The organism is Acidobacteriota bacterium (assembly GCA_030774055.1).
Taxonomy (GTDB): domain Bacteria; phylum Acidobacteriota; class Terriglobia; order Terriglobales; family Acidobacteriaceae; genus JACPNR01.
Genome location: JALYLW010000095.1, coordinates 1 through 17,756, shown reverse-complemented (window position 1 = coordinate 17,756; position 17,756 = coordinate 1). Strand labels below are relative to the sequence as shown.

13 protein-coding genes are annotated in these 17,756 nt (G+C 60.8%); 5 read left to right on the top strand and 8 right to left on the bottom strand.

All coding sequences use genetic code 11. The annotated features are described in order from the left end of the window. Window positions 1-95: 95 nt before the first annotated feature. Window positions 96-635: a hypothetical protein gene (locus M3P27_07700; GenBank protein ID MDP9268198.1), complete on the bottom strand. Its 540-nt coding sequence runs from the start codon at window positions 633-635 to the stop codon at window positions 96-98. Between the two features lie 132 nt (window positions 636-767). Next, the gene (locus M3P27_07695; GenBank protein MDP9268197.1) at window positions 768-3,860 is read right to left on the bottom strand and encodes an N-6 DNA methylase; all 3,093 of its coding nucleotides are present in this window, start codon (window positions 3,858-3,860) and stop codon (window positions 768-770) included. Between the two features lie 472 nt (window positions 3,861-4,332). Between M3P27_07695 and M3P27_07690 the strand changes: the two genes are divergently transcribed. Then, window positions 4,333-5,505 (top strand): VWA domain-containing protein, encoded by a 1,173-nt coding sequence (locus M3P27_07690; GenBank protein MDP9268196.1) that lies wholly within the window; start codon window positions 4,333-4,335, stop codon window positions 5,503-5,505. Window positions 5,506-5,528: 23 nt separating this feature from the next. Here the strand turns inward: M3P27_07690 and M3P27_07685 are convergent, their stop codons facing one another. The 5 genes from M3P27_07685 to M3P27_07665 all read right to left on the bottom strand — a co-directional run bounded on the left by M3P27_07685 (window position 5,529) and on the right by M3P27_07665 (window position 11,115). Next, window positions 5,529-6,380, bottom strand: a complete 852-nt coding sequence (locus M3P27_07685; protein MDP9268195.1) for a metallophosphoesterase — start codon at window positions 6,378-6,380, stop codon at window positions 5,529-5,531. Between the two features lie 23 nt (window positions 6,381-6,403). Then, a complete protein-coding gene (locus M3P27_07680; GenBank protein MDP9268194.1) occupies window positions 6,404-6,973 on the bottom strand; it encodes a hypothetical protein in 570 nt (189 codons plus the stop codon). A 113-nt stretch (window positions 6,974-7,086) separates the two neighbouring features. Beyond that, window positions 7,087-8,145, bottom strand: coding sequence for a phospholipase D-like domain-containing protein (locus tag M3P27_07675; protein ID MDP9268193.1), 1,059 nt, complete (start codon window positions 8,143-8,145; stop codon window positions 7,087-7,089). 127 nt (window positions 8,146-8,272) lie between these two features. Continuing rightward, window positions 8,273-9,235 (bottom strand): hypothetical protein, encoded by a 963-nt coding sequence (locus tag M3P27_07670; protein ID MDP9268192.1) that lies wholly within the window; start codon window positions 9,233-9,235, stop codon window positions 8,273-8,275. An 80-nt stretch (window positions 9,236-9,315) separates the two neighbouring features. Next, window positions 9,316-11,115 (bottom strand): ABC transporter ATP-binding protein/permease, encoded by a 1,800-nt coding sequence (locus M3P27_07665; GenBank protein MDP9268191.1) that lies wholly within the window; start codon window positions 11,113-11,115, stop codon window positions 9,316-9,318. 416 nt (window positions 11,116-11,531) lie between these two features. Here M3P27_07665 and M3P27_07660 point away from each other — a divergent pair, with 416 nt between their 5' ends. From M3P27_07660 to M3P27_07650, 3 genes are all read left to right on the top strand, one after another. Next, window positions 11,532-12,077, top strand: coding sequence for a BON domain-containing protein (locus tag M3P27_07660; protein MDP9268190.1), 546 nt, complete (start codon window positions 11,532-11,534; stop codon window positions 12,075-12,077). Window positions 12,078-12,115: 38 nt separating this feature from the next. Continuing rightward, a complete protein-coding gene (locus M3P27_07655) occupies window positions 12,116-12,409 on the top strand; it encodes a hypothetical protein (protein MDP9268189.1) in 294 nt (97 codons plus the stop codon). Window positions 12,410-12,617: 208 nt separating this feature from the next. Continuing rightward, the gene (locus tag M3P27_07650; protein MDP9268188.1) at window positions 12,618-13,859 is read left to right on the top strand and encodes an alkaline phosphatase family protein; all 1,242 of its coding nucleotides are present in this window, start codon (window positions 12,618-12,620) and stop codon (window positions 13,857-13,859) included. Between the two features lie 30 nt (window positions 13,860-13,889). Here M3P27_07650 and M3P27_07645 read toward each other — a convergent pair whose 3' ends face one another. Continuing rightward, window positions 13,890-15,860: a sulfatase-like hydrolase/transferase gene (locus tag M3P27_07645; GenBank protein MDP9268187.1), complete on the bottom strand. Its 1,971-nt coding sequence runs from the start codon at window positions 15,858-15,860 to the stop codon at window positions 13,890-13,892. A 154-nt stretch (window positions 15,861-16,014) separates the two neighbouring features. Here M3P27_07645 and M3P27_07640 point away from each other — a divergent pair. Continuing rightward, the coding region (locus tag M3P27_07640) for a sulfatase-like hydrolase/transferase (GenBank protein MDP9268186.1) at window positions 16,015-17,756 on the top strand (1,742 nt) is incomplete at its 3' end.

Here is a 17,756-nt window from a genome sequence, read left to right as displayed (position 1 = left end):
CCTTTGACCTCATCGGTGGAAGAGCGGGGTTTCAACCCCGCGTAAAGAAACCGGCGCGAAGCGCCTTCCACACGCCCGTGGCCCGCGCGGGCGCGCTACGTTCCGGCCGCTTGCCGCTTCGCATGTTCGCGCACCGCTTCCCGCACCAGGCGCTCCACTACCTCGCGGGATACTCTGAACGCTGCCAGGCTACTTGCGACAGAATCGATGATCCTTCCTGCCTCCGCTTGGGCTGCGAGTACCCGCCCGACCAAGCCACTCTTTTCCAGTTCGTCCGCGCTGAATCGCTCTGCTGCCGCAAGCACATCGATCACCGCCGCATTCACCGGCAAGTCAGCCACTCGGCGCTCATGTGCGCGCACTTCGATCTCCGGGTGACGCAGAGTGAAGCTCTCGATCGATAGCTCGCCCATGCTGATCCTCATCCGCAAGCCATCCTTCGGAAACTTCCCGAGTGCGGATTCGAGCTTCCGTACCATCGGCAACGGCACTCGCGCTAGACCTGTGGCCTCTACCGTGGCCTCCACCGAGGTCGCGGAACCGGTACAGACGATTTCCAACTCGCCATCGCGAACGTCGAAGTCCACCACATCCAGCGCTCCGGCAGCGCCGCGGCCGGACAGGATCTGCCTCAACGCCTGCCGAAATTCCTTTGGGTTGACGATGAATTCCAAATGCATGGCTGACCTCGCTTCGTTGGCATTCCTTGAGGAGAGAGGGTCCCTTCCACACGCCCGTGGCCCGCGCGCAGCGAAGCGGAGCGCTGACTATTGCACTGTCGAAGCCGCTTCGGCTTTGTCCTTTGGCAGGCCCAGATCCGGCAGCCCCTTCACGATCTCCACCGTTTCCACACTCACCGCGACCACCTTCTTGATGAGCTTGTAGGTGTACTTCGGATCATCTTCGCGATTCGGATCATTCACGATTCCGCTGCGCTTGTCCGTGGACACCTGGTATTGGTCGACGATCCACTCCAGCGCCGACCGGTTCCCCAGCCGGTATTCATAGACCGCCGGCGGGATGTCGCCCAGCGTCAGGAATTCGTTGTAGATGAGCGTGGTCTTGTCCTTACTCAGCTTCATCCTCTCCACGCGCCAGTCGAGTTTTGCGCCCGCCTTCTCCGTCTCTTTCAGCTTCTTGTACTCCGGCTGGTCCTCGTAGTTTGCGTGGATCTCCATCAGCCGCTTGCCCGCCTTCACCAGCGCCCCGAACGATTCTTTCGGCGCGTATGGGACGCGTGGAATTTCGCGCTTCAGATTTGCGGCGTAACGCTCGCGGTACGCCGGATGGTGCAGCACAGCGTAGATATAGTGGAAGATGTCCCACTTCGTGATTGTCTTGTCGCGGTAGCGCGAACGGAATTCGTTCAGCGCCCAGTCCGTGATGTTCTCGCGCGCGACAACTTCCTGGTCAAAGGTATAGAACGGAAAGCATTGCGCAGCGTCAACCGAAACGAGGGCTAGATTTGGGATGCTGCAACTCGCGTATGTCCAAAATGGCGTTCGCGCCCCCGCGCTCGGAACACAGATGACCTGGTTAGCGACGGTATCTTCCGGGAAAAATGTCAGCTGCTGGTAAATCTCCTCATTGAACACTCGATCCGCAAAGACGAATTTCGAAGTAAATGGCCGATAGGTCGAGCGGCGAATTTTCGATTGTGAGAACTCCGCGTATCTCTCACGCTGTAGGTCTCGTTTTAGGTCCCGGCTCCAGCTAATACTTTCATCGTTGTATTTTACGAACTCGTCGACGTCTTTCGGTCTTCCAAGGCGAACCCATCTCCGCACCTCCGAGTTGTAGAACTCAACGGACTTCTCAATGTTTTCACCGACGACGGACGCCTTAAAGTTGTATGCCCACGCGTCTCGATTTGTGCTGAGGCCGAGGCCATAGGTCCTAAACGTCGCGCTTTGTGAGGCGTCTTTGGACCCCAGCGGTACCCCCGCATCAAAGTCGCTGAGCAGTCCTTCTGTTAACCACGAGAAACGTTGATCTGGATGCAGTTCCGCAAGCGGCGTAGTACGGAGCGATCCTAACTGCCGAAGCTGTTCTAGCTTTTGCTCGCGGCGCCAATCCAGGCCAGTGGCAAAATAGTGCACTCGGCCAAGCTCCGAACGCACTCTTCGTCTTACGAAAATGCCGATACAGACTCCGACCTGAATACCGAATACATTGTGCGTGGTTCCGGACAGCTTTGGATTCTTCCGTACATCGCCGCCGAGGTCGACAATGTAGATGTCATCAAACTCCTCGCACAAGTGCTTCCGGACACCGTCGAAGGCAAACTTATCGAGGTAGCTACTATTGGTGACAAATGCGACGACACCCTCGCTGCCTAGCCTGTCGCTGGCCCATCGGAACGCTCTGATGTATGCGTCGTTCAGCTTGGCAAGACTTGTGGCCTTCGAAGATCGGGAGTAGCTCTCAGAGACGCGGCGGTCCAGCGTTGGGTGTGGCCTGTTCTTATTGTTGTCGTTTTCATTTGCCTGCCCGACGTTGTATGGGGGATTGCCAACAATCACCTTGATTGGCGCGTGTTTTTGCCTCGCTACGCGCGCCGTATTCTCAGCGTTCATGAACCCTAGTCCGCCCTGGCTGCTCTCTGCGAGCTCGAATGTATCCACCAGGCAGATGCCTTCGAACGGTTCGTACTTCCCAGTTCTCTCGAAGTACTCATGTTCGATGTTCATGCTGGCGATGTAGTACGGGAGCAGCATGATCTCGTTGCACCACAGTTCATTCTTGTACTTTTGTTCGAGCGCGGTCGTCTTGATTTCTTTCATCACCCGCACCATGAAGCTGCCAGTGCCGACGAAGGGGTCGAGGACGTGTACGTTTTCGGCGCTCAGCGAGCGGTCGAACTCCTTTTCCAGGATCTCCTCTACGCTCCGCACCATGAACTCCACAATCTCCTGTGGCGTGTACACGATGCCCAGCGTGTCCGCCTCCCTCGCCGAATAACCTTGGAAGAAGCGCTCATAGACTGTGTTCAGGAAGCGCTGCCGCTCTTGCCAGTCGGCAGTGTGCTGCGCTGCCTTCTCGATGGCGTTATAGAAGTGGTCGAGCTGCGCCAGAAATTCATCGCGGCTGAAAGACTTGCTTGTCAGTGCCGCGATCACCTTCTCTATCTCCGCTGCGATAACGTTGCGCTTGCTGAAGTCGGGATTGTTGAAGATGCGCCGGAAGATGCGCTCTGTCAGCAGGTGCTGGATCAGCATCCGCTCCACCGCTTCTTCCGAGATGTTCGGATTGATTGCGACGCGGCAAACCTCCACAAATGCCGCAAACGCCTCTATGAACGAGTGGTTCTTAAGTTTCTGATCGTCGATGATCTTCTTTAGGCTTCCCGCGATCTCCGGAATGCGCTCCGAGAACTCATCCACCGCGTCCTGCCACTCGCTGATCTCCGGCTCTTCGAACTCGAAGAACGCCGTGAGCAGGTCAACCAATTCCTGTGGCTCTTCCAAGTCGAACTCGCGCCGCACCTTGCCGCGCTGCAGCAGCACGGCCCGCTTCGGCTCCTGGAAGATGATGTTGTTGGTCGGATAGCCCGCGTCCAGCTTCTTCTTGATCTCCTTGTCGAGATCGTCCGCCTCGTCCTTTGCCTCCCAAACGCCCCGCCGCAGCTTCGATAGATCCAACAGCGCAGCGTCCACCCGGATCGGATTCTTGCCCTTCCGCTCGATCGAGTACTGCGGCACGAATGTCCACTTGAATTGCTTGCCACAGAACTTCAGCAGGTCGGCGAACGCGTCCGCCACCGCGCCCTCATGGCTGATACTGAACTGCCCCAGCTGGTGGAGGGTTTCGTAGTACTTCTTGACCGGCGCGTGCGTGGCTTTGAGATTTAAGCGAGGCATCAGGTGCGCGTAGTCTAAACCACTTCAGCTCTACAACTATTTTCGCTATTTATTCACTTGCTACTTGACAGCTTCTTTTACATGAGATATTGTCGCATCAAGATATATCACTGAGAATACAAATGCCCTCGCATCAAGACTTTGCCCCTGAATCGGGTCTTCTAAAAGACTTAGCCGCGCGACCCGCGCAACCACCACAAAACAGAAAGACCGCCCACCGGGGAGGGGGTGGGGTATCCCGATTGACCCCTCAAGACAGGTCTCGCCGAGACCTCGCCAGGATCTCGCCGAGACCGGACCGGGATCGAACCGAGACCTTTCCCGCTAACTCATTGAAAGCATTCAGAACGTCCCCCGGGGGGAAGAGGGAAGGGCTCCCGCGCTGTCCGAGCTCATGTACCCGCTCACAACAGCACCTCGACGCGACTTCTTCCCCCCATCCGGGTTTTGGTTTGTTAGCCCCCTAAAAGAAATGCAAAACATGAAGGTCAGCCACCGATCGCGCCCGACTGGACTGCTGTCGTCTCTCTTCGCTTCGGCTCTGCTTATCGCAACGCTGAGTGCCCTGCTCACCGCGCAGGAGGAGCCCATTTCCACCATCTCCGTGAACGTCAAGGTGGTGAACGTGCTCGCGACCGTGCGCGACAAGCGCGGCAACATCATCAACTCGCTCAGCCAGGACGACTTCACCCTCCAGGAAGATGGACGTCCGCAGACCATCAAGTACTTCGCGCGCGAGACCGACCTGCCGCTATCGCTCGGCCTGCTGGTCGATACCAGCGGCAGCCAGTTGTCCGTCCTCGATCAGGAGATCAGCGCCAGCTCGGTCTTCGCCAACGACGTGCTGCGCGACGAAAAGGATTCCTCGTTCCTGCTGCACTTTGACGGCGAGGTGGAGTTGCTGCAGGACGTGACCACCTCGCGCGAGAGGATCGTCTCCGCGCTGCGCCTGTTGCAAGGACCGAGGCAGGACTATCAGCAGCAAGGTGGCAACCGCGGCGGATATGGCGGCGGCCGGCGTGGCGGATATGGCGGCGGCGGGCCTTATGGTGGTGGCGGATCAAGGGGCGGCGGCTCGAATGCCGGCACGCTTCTCTACGACGCTGTCTTTCTTGCCTCCGACGAAGTGATGCGCCCGCAGACGGGCCGTAAAGCCCTCATCGTGCTCACCGACGGCGTGGACCACGGCAGCAGACTCTCACTCGAGCGCGCCATTGAAAGCGCGCAGCGCGCCGACACCATGGTCTACACCATCTACTTCGAAGGCGAAGAAGGTGGCGGACGCGTCTCCATGAGTGGACCCTGGGGTGGCGGCGGACCCTGGGGCGGACGCCGCGGTGGCAACAGCTGGCCTTTCCCGCGCGGCGGTGGTTCTTCTGCTGACGGCAAGAAAGTTCTCGAACGCCTTTCGCGTGAGACCGGCGGACGCATGTTCGTGGTCTCTCGCAGTGAACCCATCGCGCAGATCTACCGCCAGATCCAGGATGAGCTCCGCAACCAGTACAACCTCGGCTACACGCCCGATCGCGCGGCGGGCGCCGCGGCTGAGTATCGCCACATCCAGGTAGCAACCAAGCGCAACGACCTTACCGTGCAGTACCGCGACGGCTACTACGCCTCGCGTCCGATCGCCGCCCAGCAGTAACCGCGCTACGGGTCAGGTGCACATCACCGCTTGGTTCGGCGGATCATGCCGGAGTCGACCGTCGCGCCGGTGCGCGAGATGGCCTGGAAATACAGGTCATCGCCCGCGACCTCGATCAGCATGAAGGAGCGGTCGCTATCGAATCCTTTGTCCGTGATGGCGGAGCGTGAGAGGTCTCCGTTACGCAACTGTCCCGAGGCGCCCTCGAGGAAGTAGTAGACCCCCTGTTGCGGGTGGATCCGCTCATACACATGGTCGTGTCCTGAGAACACCACGTCCACGCCATACTTGATGAAGAGCGGCTCCAGCAGCTGGCGTAGGTCCTTGGACGGGCCATGGAATCTCGCCGACGAATAGAGCGGATGATGGAAGTAGCAGATTTTCCAGTCGCTCTTGCCGGCATCTTTTAGCTGCGTCTCCAGCCACGCCAGCTGTTTCGGGTCCATGTAATTGCTGTCCAAAGCAAAGAAGCGAACGTTGCCCTTCTTGTAGGTGTAGTAGCTGTCGCCGTTCATATTGAAGGGTTTGTAGAAACGTTCGTTGCTGTTGTCGTGGTTCCCCAGCGACGCATAGAACTTCACGCCGGCATCCATCAGCGGTTTATAGGGCAACGTAAACTTGCGCTCAATATCGGCCGGTTTGTTGCCGCCATAGATGTTGTCGCCCAGCATGATCACGTAATCGAAAGGGAAGGTCTCGCGCGCCTTCACCATTCGTTGCGCCACTTCGTACTGCGGAGGGTCGCCCGTGCCCATGTCTCCGATCGCGGCAAAGCGGACCGAATCGGACTTGAGAGGCAGCTTGAAGTCGTCTGCCCCCAGGCTCGCCAGGAGCAGGGGGAGGATGCTGAGGAGAAGAAAAATGCGACGGCGCATGAGTTATCCCAACGTTCCAGGATTTACGGAATGACTTCGTGAAGCAGGTCGACCACCATATTCGCCTTCAAGTCGACCAGGACCAGATCGCGGCCCACGATCCGGTACGCCAGTTCCTCCGGGAGCAGTGGAAGCTTCTGCAACAGAGCGGGCGGGAAGGTTGTTTCGGCCTCGGCATCGGGGTAGTTGCCGTTCACCTTCAGGGGGACCGCCTTCGCGGTGCGTCTCTGCCGGTTGATGGAGCTTACCGTGGTGGTAACGGTGCCGGTTTTCGGATTCCGAAACACGCCGCGGATCACATGCCGAAACGCTTCGCGGCTGCGGTGCGTGAAAATGTCGCCAGGCTTGGCGTTGGGCCGCTTCTCGGCGAGCTTTCTTGCCAAAGCCTGCTGGTGGGCGGTGATCATCTCCGGCAGTGCTTCCTTGTCCTTCATCGCCGGCAGCTGCTTCTCGACCGCCTTGTGCAGCTTGAGATACTCGTTCACGCGCGCGGTGAATTCCTTGAAGCTGGCCGCGTCCTCGGCCTGTTCCTTGCTTGCGGCAGTGCCCTGCACCGCCGCTGCGCCGGCGACGGCAACGAACAGCGCCACCACGGCAAACCACAGGCGCGGGGATAGATTCTTCGCTCTCTTCGCTTTCATCGGCCCTCCTCGGCGGTACGTTCACCGCTCGTCTTCCGATTCCCAAGTACGATCCCAAGGGCGCTCTAGGCTTCCTTGGCTGCTTTCGCTTCCTTGGCGTCTTTGATGTCCTGCGCGCCTTGAGCAGCCTCAGACGCTTCCTTCACGGCTTCCTTCACCGCCTTCTTGACCGCCTTTTTCACAACCTTCTTCATCGTGTCCTTGACGCCAGTGTCGTGGAGCACGTCGTCACCAGCCTTATCGACCGCCATTCGCACCGCCTTCTTCACGCTGACGGCGAGTGGATCCAGTCCTTTCTCGAACACCTCGATCGCCTTATCCGCTTGCCTGTCCGTCAATCGCGCCTCCTTGGCATTGCAATCATCCTGCTCCTTGGCCGGAGCGGGCGCTTCCTTTTCACCTTTGGAGCCCCAGTCGCCCTCAAATGTCGCGAGCAGTTGTTTCACGGCCTTCGCATCCTGGATGATGAGACCGACTTCGCGTCTCGCGTCCAGCTCCGCCGTACGCAGGCTTTGGCTGCCCACGAACGCCTGCCGCCGGTCGCGGATGATGGTGCGCGTGTGCAGCCGTGTTCCGGCCAGCTTTTGCACGTCGAACGGCGGGTGCCCAGCCACCGACCCGATCACTTTGATCTCAACGCCCGCTTTCGCCCGTTCCTGCAGGAGGTGAAGCATTTCTTTATCCGAGATCTTGGGGTCGTAGATCAGCAATTGCTTCTTCGCTCGTTTCAGGAAAGTGCCCAGCGCCTGCCGCGAGTTCGCCGGACTCACCACAAACGTATCCGTCTTGGGCGTGTACCTTGTTCGCGTGCAGTCGGCGCCGAAAAGTCTTCCCGCTTCGCGTACCCAGTTGGCGCGGGTGGTCACCACGCCAAAGCCACGGCTGTGGTCGATATCCAGGCGCGTGAAATTGAAGGACAGCATGTACAGCACCTTCTGGTCGACCAGCATGTACTTGCCGTGATAGCGGATAAGGTCCTTGTCGGTGCGCGCAACCGTCATTCCGGCGGCGAGGCAGCGCAATTCCAGCATGCGCAACACCTTTTCGCCGCCGCGGTTAGCGAATGCGATGAGGGCCGTGACCTTCACACCCCGATCTGCGGCCGCCTTCAGCGCCGACTCCACATCTTTCCGGTCGAAGCGGAAGATGGCGATGCGGATACTTTTCTTCGCGCTCTTGATACCTGCCAGCAACGGCGCCACTCCGTCGCCAGGCTCGATGATCAGTTTCACTATCGCATCTCCATATTCATCATAGCGCCGCCAGTTCCGCGATCCTCTTCTGCACGGTCTGTGCGTACATCGTAACTTCTTCGTCCTTATAGCCGGCCGCGCGGAAGCAATCGCGGATCTGTTCCCCGGTAAGCTGCGAGAGTCTCTGCCCCAGCCATTTGGCGTCGGCGCGCGGAACGTGGGTCGTGACCTTCTCCATGTCGCCGCGAGCTCTGAGGGCGAAATCTACGAAGTCGGGGCCGGCTTTCTCGATGAATCGAGATTTCGCATAGTCCTTGGGGTTACTTTTGGAGCGCGACACCACCCCGCCCGTCTTCCCAAAGGTCGCGCCCAGATCGGTCAATGCGTACCTGCGTTCCGTCAGATTCACTACCTGGATCGTGTTGTTGCTGTCTTTCAGGTCCCAGTTGTTCAACAACGCCATCATCGCTCGCAATCCGCCGAACTCCTGCTGACTGAGGAACGGATTGGCCGACCATTTCCAGTTCCCGTCCTTCTTCACGTCGGTCAGCTTGCGTTCCAGGCGCGCCCGCTTGAACTTGCCCCCGGACGTACTGCCGCGGTGCAACTCCGGCACGTCGGACACTTTGAGTTCTGCCAGGTAATAATCCTCATCGACGAAATAGCCCGCGGCCCACAACAGGCGGCTGGCTGCGACCTCCGCCGGGGCCTCTTCGCCCAGCTTCACCTTCCAGTGCACGCCCTGGGCATCGACCACATCGAACTTCGGATTGCTGCCTGCCATGTCTTCTTTGACGAACTTGTACTTGGTGTCCGCCTTCGGCGCATGCCCTGCTCCCCCCGCGCCATAGAGCAGATTCAACGAGGCAACATCGCCCGGATCGCGCCAGATCAGCTCCGGCAGGTTGGCGGGATTCGCTGCGTCTTTGTCCTTATTGTTCTCCTGCGCGGTCAAGGGCGCAGCAAGCGCCATTAGCAGCAGCAGCATTGTGAGGTGCAGCTTGAATCTCTTTAGTTGCATAGCTATTGCCTCTTCCTGTTGTGAATGACTGCCGCGAATGACGATTGCGAATTGCTGTCGGCCATGGACCACTCGCCCCATCAGCCTACTTTCTTCGGAGCCTGGATTCTGTGCAGTTCTGCATACACACCTTTGCTCGCCAGAAGGGCCTCGTGCGTCCCTTGCTCCACCAGTTCGCAATCCTTGATCACGAAGATCACATCCGCGTGGCGGATGGTATCGAGATGATGTGCGATCACGACCGACGTTCTACCCTTCATCAGTTTGTCCAGGGCTTCGATCACCAATTGCTCGGATTCGGCATCCAGGCCCACCGTGGGCTCGTCCAGGATCAGGATCGGAGTATCGCGAATGACCGCCCGGGCGATCGCGATCCGCTGCCGTTGACCACCGGAGAGCGTCACGCCGCGTTCGCCCACCATGGTGTCGTAGCCGTCTGGCATCGCCTCGATGAATTCCTCTGCGTTCGCCAGCGCAGCCGCGCGCTTGATCTCCTTGGGTGAGGCGCCGGGTCTACCATAGGCGATGTTCTCCCAGATCGTGGCGCGGAACAGCAGGGTGTCTTGCAGGACGAAACTGATCTGATCGCGCACCGACTTCAGCCGGTAGCGCCGGATATTCATGCCATCGATCGCGACATGTCCGGAAACTGGGTCGTAGAAGCGCGGGATCAAGCCCACCAGCGTGGTCTTCCCCGTCCCCGAGGGACCGACGATCGCCGCCACCTGTCCGGCTTCGATCTTGAAACTGATGTCCTTGAGTACGGGCGTCTTTTCCTCGCCTCCGTAGTCAAAGCTCACATTCGCGAATTCGATCTGACCTTTGAACTTCGGGGCGTTGCGTGCCCCCGGGTCATCCTTCACCCGGCTCTCGATCTCCAGCACTTCCTGGATGCGCTCGTAGCCCACCGTCGCCTTCGAAATGGTGTCGGTCATCTTGGAGAGATCTCGCATCGGCTTGTACATCTTCCCCAGATACAGCAGGAAGACGATGAGCGTGCCGGTGGTGATCTGGTCCGCTAGCGCAAGCCTCGCTCCGTACCACAACACCAGGCACGTGCCGATGGCCACCAGCACCTCCACCACCGGTGCGAGCTTGGCCTTGACCCCGCGCGCCTGCAGTCCCGCCTCTACGTTCTCCAGACTCTCCGATTCGAATCGCTTCTGTTCGTAATCTTCCCGGGCAAACGCCTTGACCACGCGGATGGAGGTCAGCACCTCCTGCACCATGGAGAGCAGTTCGCCTTCCTTCTTCCGCACTGCGCGCGAGGCGCGCTTGATGCGCCGCGTGTAGGAATAGACCACGAAAAAAAGTACCGGCGAGATCGACAGCGCGATCAGGGTGAAGCGCCAGTTGAGGTAGAACATCACGCCGATCATGCCGAGCAGCGTCATCACGTTGACCAGGACGCCGAGCAGCGCCTGGTTGATGAAATTCTGCACGGCTTCGATGTCGCTGGTGATGCGCGTGATCAGGTCGCCGGTCCGCTTCTCATCGTGCTCGGCCAGCGAGAGCCTCTGGATATGGTGATACAGCGTCCGACGCAGGTCGTGGCCCACCCACTGGCTCACACTCGTCGTCAGGTACTTCTCGAAGAAGGAGCTCACGGCGCCCACGATCGCGATCACCGCCACCGCCGCCACCGCAAAGTTCAGGACGGCATATTGGTTCCCGCCGAACCAGTCTCTGATGACCTCGCCCAGCCATCCGGGAAGCTTCCCCGACTGCTGGATGTTGTCGACGACGATCTTGATGGGCCACGGCTCGAGGATGTCGGTGACCGATTCACCGATGATCGCGACCAGCGCGAGGGTCAGGGCCTTCCAGTGCGGACGCACCAATGCGATCACACTCAGCTTGCGTGAGTGGGGGGGCGCCACGGGTTTGTCAGCCGCGTTGGGCATATTTCGCGCGGCACCGGGGACGGCGCTCTGGTCATCTTCAACAACTAATGCTTTTTCAGGGCTCATGTTCTCGCGCGCGCACACCGGCTGCGAAGCCGTTGGCGACGGTCGTTGGATCCAGGCACTCCTACCAATACTCGACCATGCACCGGCTAAAGGGTGGTCAGTATTGCTCAGTTAGATGCGCGGTATGCTGTTGCTGGCCGCCTGACTGAACCGAGCTGCGCCTTTTTAGGGCAACGGCGTCGCGCCGTGGTCAAAAAGAGGCAGACAGTCCTTCCAGCGCCGCCCATCCTTATTGGGAGGAAGCCCATGAAACGAGCCCGTGCAGCACACCGCGAGGATGTCCTCTCGCCCGCGAGATTCCAACTCGGCGTATCGAAGGAGAAGTCATGAAAAAGCTTGCATTGTCTGTGGCCATGCTCACGTTGCTTGCCGTTGGGATCCTCTCTGGATGCTCCAGCACGACGGCATCACCTGAAGTTTCCGACGGTATCCGCAAAGCGCTCGATCAGGCAGGTTTCAAGGATGTGACCGTCAGTCAGGATCGCGACAAAGGCGTCGTGACCCTTGGGGGACAAGTCGCCAGTGAGGACGAGAAGGCGAGGGCCGAATCCATTGCCCGGTCGATGGCGGGCTCGCAGGTCGTCGCGGACCAGATCGCCGTGATCCCTCCGGGCGTCGAGAAAGAAGCCAAGACCGTGAACTCCGAGTTGGACAAGGGCATCGAGCACAATCTAGACGCTGCCCTGATCGTGAACAAGATGCACGACGCCGTGAAATACACGGTCAAGAACGCGGTGGTCACGCTGAGCGGAGAAGTGAACTCGCAGGCGAAGCGCGACGCAGCCGAGAAGGTGGCGATGGGCGTGCCCTACGTCAAGCAGGTCGTGAATAATCTGCAGGTCAAGGATCAGAAGGCTACGTCTACGCAATAGCAACTGCGAAGATCAGACACCAGGAAAAGAAGTCGCACATGGCCAAGATCATCAATACTGCGTTACCGAGACTGCGCAAAGCTGCGCAAGCGCCCAAGGCACATCCCGGGGCGGCTGCTGACTCAGACCGTGCCAGGAGACCCCCACTTGCTGACCCTCCGGCCACTGGCCAGGAACTGAACCCCGGCGATCGCGTCGAGGGTCTGGGTGATTTCGGAATACCCTCGGGAGAGACCGGCACAGTTGAGCGAGCGAATGAAGATGACGCGGTCGTCAAATGGGATGGTGACGGCCGCATGCGGGTCCATCAGCCGACGCTGAAGAAGATCTAGCCCACACCGGCCGGGCCCGGTTATGCCTTTGCCGCGACATCGCTCAGCGGCCTCCGTTTGCAATCACGGGTGGAGTCGTGTCCCTCAGCTGAAACAAGCTTGGTGGCCCGCACCAGGGCGAACACCTTGCGAAACTCGTCGAGCCTGAAACGCGCTGGTCTACGGCGTCAGCGATTCATATAATCGGTCCACACGGGAGGTCCACGTCATGAAGCGAACCGGCACATGGATTCTTCCGTTCGCGCTGCTAGCGCTGGCGGTGCAGGCGGACGATCGGCCCGCCGCCGGTCAGTCCGGACCACACCGTCCGCGCGTGATCGTCGTCGGCGTCAACGGCGCTGAGTTGGACATCATCCGTCCGCTGCTCGTGCGCGGCGAGATGCCTAACTTGAAGAAGGTCATCGACAACGGTGTCTCCGGCCGGCTCAAAACAGTCGGGGCGCCCAACTGCCCTAAGGTCTACACCACCTTCGCCACCAGCGCGCCGCCGGAGGAGCATGGCATCACCGGCTTCCTGGTTGGTGGGATCACCGCCAACACGCACATGCTGAAACGCGAGCCGTTCTGGTCCATCTTGTCCAAGCAGGGCGTGACTGTCGGCATGGCCAACGTTCCGGCGACGTTCCCCGTGATGCCGGTGAACGGGTACATGGTCAGCGGGATGCTGACGCGCGGCAAGGGTTGCGAAGATGGCGTGTTGTGCGCGCCCAAGCTCTCCGAGGTTCAGGGCGGCGACGCGGTGTATCCGAAGGAGATGGTGGCGGAACTGGAGGCGAACGTCGGCGACTTTCTGATCGACTGCTCGCGCATGCCGTCGAGCGCGCAGATCAACGGCAACGAAGCCAAGGTCGTCCACGAGTGGCTGGCGGGAGTGCAGAAGATCCGCGACCAGCAGATGAAGCTGTTCGATTACCTGTTGAGCAAGCATCCCACCGACTTCACCATGATGGTGCAGTCCTGCGAGGACCGCGTGGGACATTGGCTCTATCCCATCCAGCCGTTCCATGCCGGCTACAACCCGAAGGTCGCGAATGTCGATGTGGATGCGTTCCCCGCCCAGTATCGCGCCTTCGACCGCGTGCTCGGTACCATCCTGAAGCACGTGGACGAGAACACGACGCTGCTGATCATCTCCGATCATGGCATCAAGCCGTTGCGCTATACCGAGCCGCCGCATGCGCACATGGACCATGCCGGCACCACCCCGGTGATCGCCAAGCACGACTACGAGGATGGCGACGAGGTGCCGGGAGCGTTCTTTGCGATGGGGCCCGGCATCAAGAAGGGCGTGCAGTTCTACGGGATGCCGTTCAGCGTGTATGACATCGCGCCGACGGTGCTGCATCTCTACGGCATCAACGCGCCGGCGCAGATGAAAGGGCGCTTCCTCACCGAGATCTTCGAGGGCAGTCCCGACAAGAACGCGGTGAAGGCCGCGATCGTCCACTGATTTTCGTCCCCTGATCGCGGCGCGCTCCGCTCAGTCCCGGGGAGGCTTGCCCTTGGAACCCATGTTCACGGAACCCTGGGTGCGCAGCCTGCTCGCGCGCGCTTCTGCCTGTTGCGCCAGGACCGGTTTCGCGTGCGCGCGATATACGCGGCCCAGCTCGTCGTAGATCGATGCATCGCGCGGCGCCAGTCGCGCGGCTTCGTCCAAGGCCGCCAGCGCCCCGTCGTAGTCCTTCTTCAGGAACCGCACCGAGCCCAACTGCTTGCGCGCGCCAGCATCCCGTGGCTCCAGCAGGATGGCGGCCTCGAGTTGATCCTCGGCGGCAGCGAGGTCGCCGAGATGGGTGCAGGTGGAAGCCAGCAGTATCCTCGCCTCGAACTGGCCGGAACGGAGCTTGAGGCTCGACTCCAGCGCTTGCCGGGCCTGACCGTATTCCCCGAGCTGGTACAGAGCGCGGCCGAGAGACCAGGCGGCGCCGGCATCGTCGGGGCGAACCTCGCGCGCACGCGCCAGTAACCCGGCCGCTTCGCGGTGATTCCCCGCCCGCAGTTCCAGGTCGCCGTACTGAAGCAATCCTGTCGGCGAGCTCGGATCGAGTTCCAGCACCTTGTGCAGCGCAGCGCGTGTCGCCGCGAGGTTGCCATCTTCGTCTGCCAGCATGGCGCGGTGCAGCAGGTTCTGCTCCGCGATCTTGTCTTTCGGGTCGGGCAGGAGCGAGCCCGGGTTCGCTGTGGTCACCCCGGGGTCGTTCCCCAGGTAGCCGAGTGCCCGCAACTCGGCCACGGTCGCCGGCGGCACGGCCGACGCTTGCGCTGCGCCCGGGCGCAGATCCGCATCCGCCAGCACTTTCCGCAGTCGCTGTACCTCGGGCACCCAAGGCTGGTAGATATTTATCGATTCGCCGCGGTCCGCGTTCAGGTCGTAAAGCTCGGGACGCGGCGCCTCGATGTATTTGAAGGCGCCCGAACGGACGGAGCGCAGCGGCGCCCAACCAAAGCGCAGCGGATAATCGGTCTCGCCGAGAGCAACGCGATCCACCGCGCCGTGTGCCGACCAGAACGGCCGAAGTGTGGCGCCTTCGAATTGACTTGTGACCGGAAGCTGCAGCACGTCGACCAGCGTAGGGACTATGTCGATGGTGCGCACTTGAGCAGCGATGACGGCGCCGCTGCTCTCGTGCCGCGACAGCTTCACGATGAGCGGCACGTGCAGGGTGGAGTCGTAGAGGAAGATGCCGTGCGTATCTTCGCCGTGTTCGCCCAGGCCTTCACCGTGGTCTCCGACCACGATGATGATCGCGTCCCGGTAGAGACCGCGCCGGTCGAGGAAGCGGAGGAACTCCGCGAGGGCGGAATCGGCATAGGCGATCTCACCGTCATAAGGACGGTCACGGTAACGCGCCAAATATGGCGGCGGCGGGTCGTAGGGATCGTGCGGATCGTAGAGATGCACCCACGCGAAGCGTGGTCCGCGAGCTTGAGCAATCCACTGCTCGGCGCGTTGGACGACGGTCATGCCGCGTCGCTCGACGCGGCCATAGCGGGACTTGCCGGCAGGTCTTCCCGGGAAATTGAAATAGAAGTCAAAACCGCGGTCGAAGCCGGGCGCTAGCGTGCGGCTGTCCAGGATCACCGCCCCGATGAAGGCGGCGGTGTGATAGCCGGCGCCGTGCAGCATCTCAGCCAGGGTCGGCCTGCCGGAACGCAGCGGGACGGCAAAGTCGGTCACGCCGTGTGTGCTCGGCATGAGTCCGGTCAGGATGCTGGCGTGCGAGCTGTTGGTGATGGGGCTGGGAGTAAACGCTTGTGCGAAACGCAGCCCATCCTTGCACAGGCGATCCAGCGCTGGAGTCTGCACTCGAGTGTCGCCATAGCAACCGACGTGGTCGGCGCGCAGCGTGTCGATGGTGACAAGATAGACGTCGGGCAGGCGTTTCGACTGCGCCCCTGCGGTCGCGGTCCACAAGATCAGGGAGAGGATGGCGAGGCGACGGACTCCCATGCTCGGCAGCCTAGCACAGCGTCCGCCCGGGACCGCGCGGCAGGCGGGTATTTGCGGCATATATAATCGCGGTCCAGCGATGCCTACGAGACCCCGTCATCCCCTTGCGCGCGCCCTGACGCCACGCCAACGACTGCCGTTGCTCAGGTTTGTAGTGCTGCTTCTGTTCCTCACCACCGGAGCGTGGTCGGCGGGGCCGCCACCGAACGTGGTCCTGATCACGATCGATACCCTGCGTGCCGACCATCTCGGCTGCTACGGGTACAAGGCCATCAGAACGCCCAACATCGACGCGCTCGCCAAAGAGGGCGTCCGCTTCGAGCGGGCGTTCACGCCCGTCCCCATCACTCTTCCGGCACATTCCGCGCTGCTGACCGGCACTTATCCGACCACGAATGGGATGCACGACTTCAGCGGCAACAAGCTGAGCGCGCAGCAACCCACGCTGGCCAAAGTGCTGCGCCAAGCGGGCTATAGGACGGGCGCGGTGGTGGGTTCCGCGGTGCTGGATTCGCGCTTCGGCCTCGACCAGGGCTTCGATCTTTACTACGACCACTTCGATTTCAACCGGCTGCTCGAAACCAACATCGACGAGATGGAGCGCCCCGGCAACGAGGTGGTCGATAAGGCGCTCGCCTGGCTGGACAAGAACGGCGCCCAGCGTTTTCTTCTGTGGGTCCACATCTACGATCCACATTACCCGTATCGTCCACCCTCCCCGTTCCGCGAGCAGTACAAGTCGAACCCTTATGACGGCGAGATCGCGTTCGCCGACGCGCAGGTCGGGCGGCTGGTGAGCGCGCTCAAGCGGAAGGACCTGTACCAGCGCACCATGATCGTGCTGCTTGGCGACCACGGAGAAGGCTTGGGCGAGCATGACGAGAAGACGCATGGCTTCTTTATCTACAACAGCACACTGCACGTGCCGCTCATCTTTAAGCTACCCGCGAAGCTGCCGGCGGGCGCATCGCCCGGCAAGGCGCGGGTTGTAGCGGACGATGTCTCGCTGGTGGACGTGCTGCCCACGATACTGAACGTGGCGGCGGTGGACGTTCCCAGCGGAGTGCAAGGCAGAAGCCTGCTACCGCTTCTTCGTGGCACGAAGCCCGAACGGGAGAGTGTTCTCTATTCCGAAACGCTCTTGCCGCGTCTGCACTTCGACTGGAGCGAGTTGCGCGGGCTGCAAGCCGGCGGATATCACTTCATCGCGGCGCCCAAACCGGAGGTCTACGACCTGGCCAACGACCCGCATGAACTTCATAACCTGTTCGCGGAGAAAAAGGCGGTGGCGGAGGAGATGCAAGGCAGGTTGCAGTCGACCATCCGCCAGTATTTGCCTGACCGCGAACTGGCCGAGAAGACCGGCCTCGATCCGGCACTGATGGAGCGGCTGAAATCACTCGGCTATGCGGGCTTCTCCGGCGGGAAGAGCCAGGCGGCCCCCAGCGACAAGCTGCCCGATCCGAAGGACCGTATCCGCGTCTACGAGCGCATCTCGGAGGCAATCGAAGACAGCCAGCACGGGCGGTATGCAGCGTCGGTAGAAAAACTGCGATCGACCCTCGACACCGAGAAGGACTCCGTCCCGGTGCACTATCTGCTCGGCATCGATTACTTCCGTTTGAACGACTTTCCGAGCGCGGTGCAGGAGTTCCAGCGCGTCCTGCAGTTGAGCCCGGACTACGCGTTGGCGACCTTCTATCTGGGGCTGGCCTACGCCAACGCGGGCGACGTGGAGAACGCGATCACTATGCTCCAACGTACCCTCGAACTGGATGCCACGAATTTCGCGGCCGCCTATAACCTTGGCGCCGCGTACCTGCACAAGCAGATGGTGCCGGAGGCGATGGCGGCTTTCCGCAAGTCGGTGACGATAAATCCGGAGTACGCCCCCGC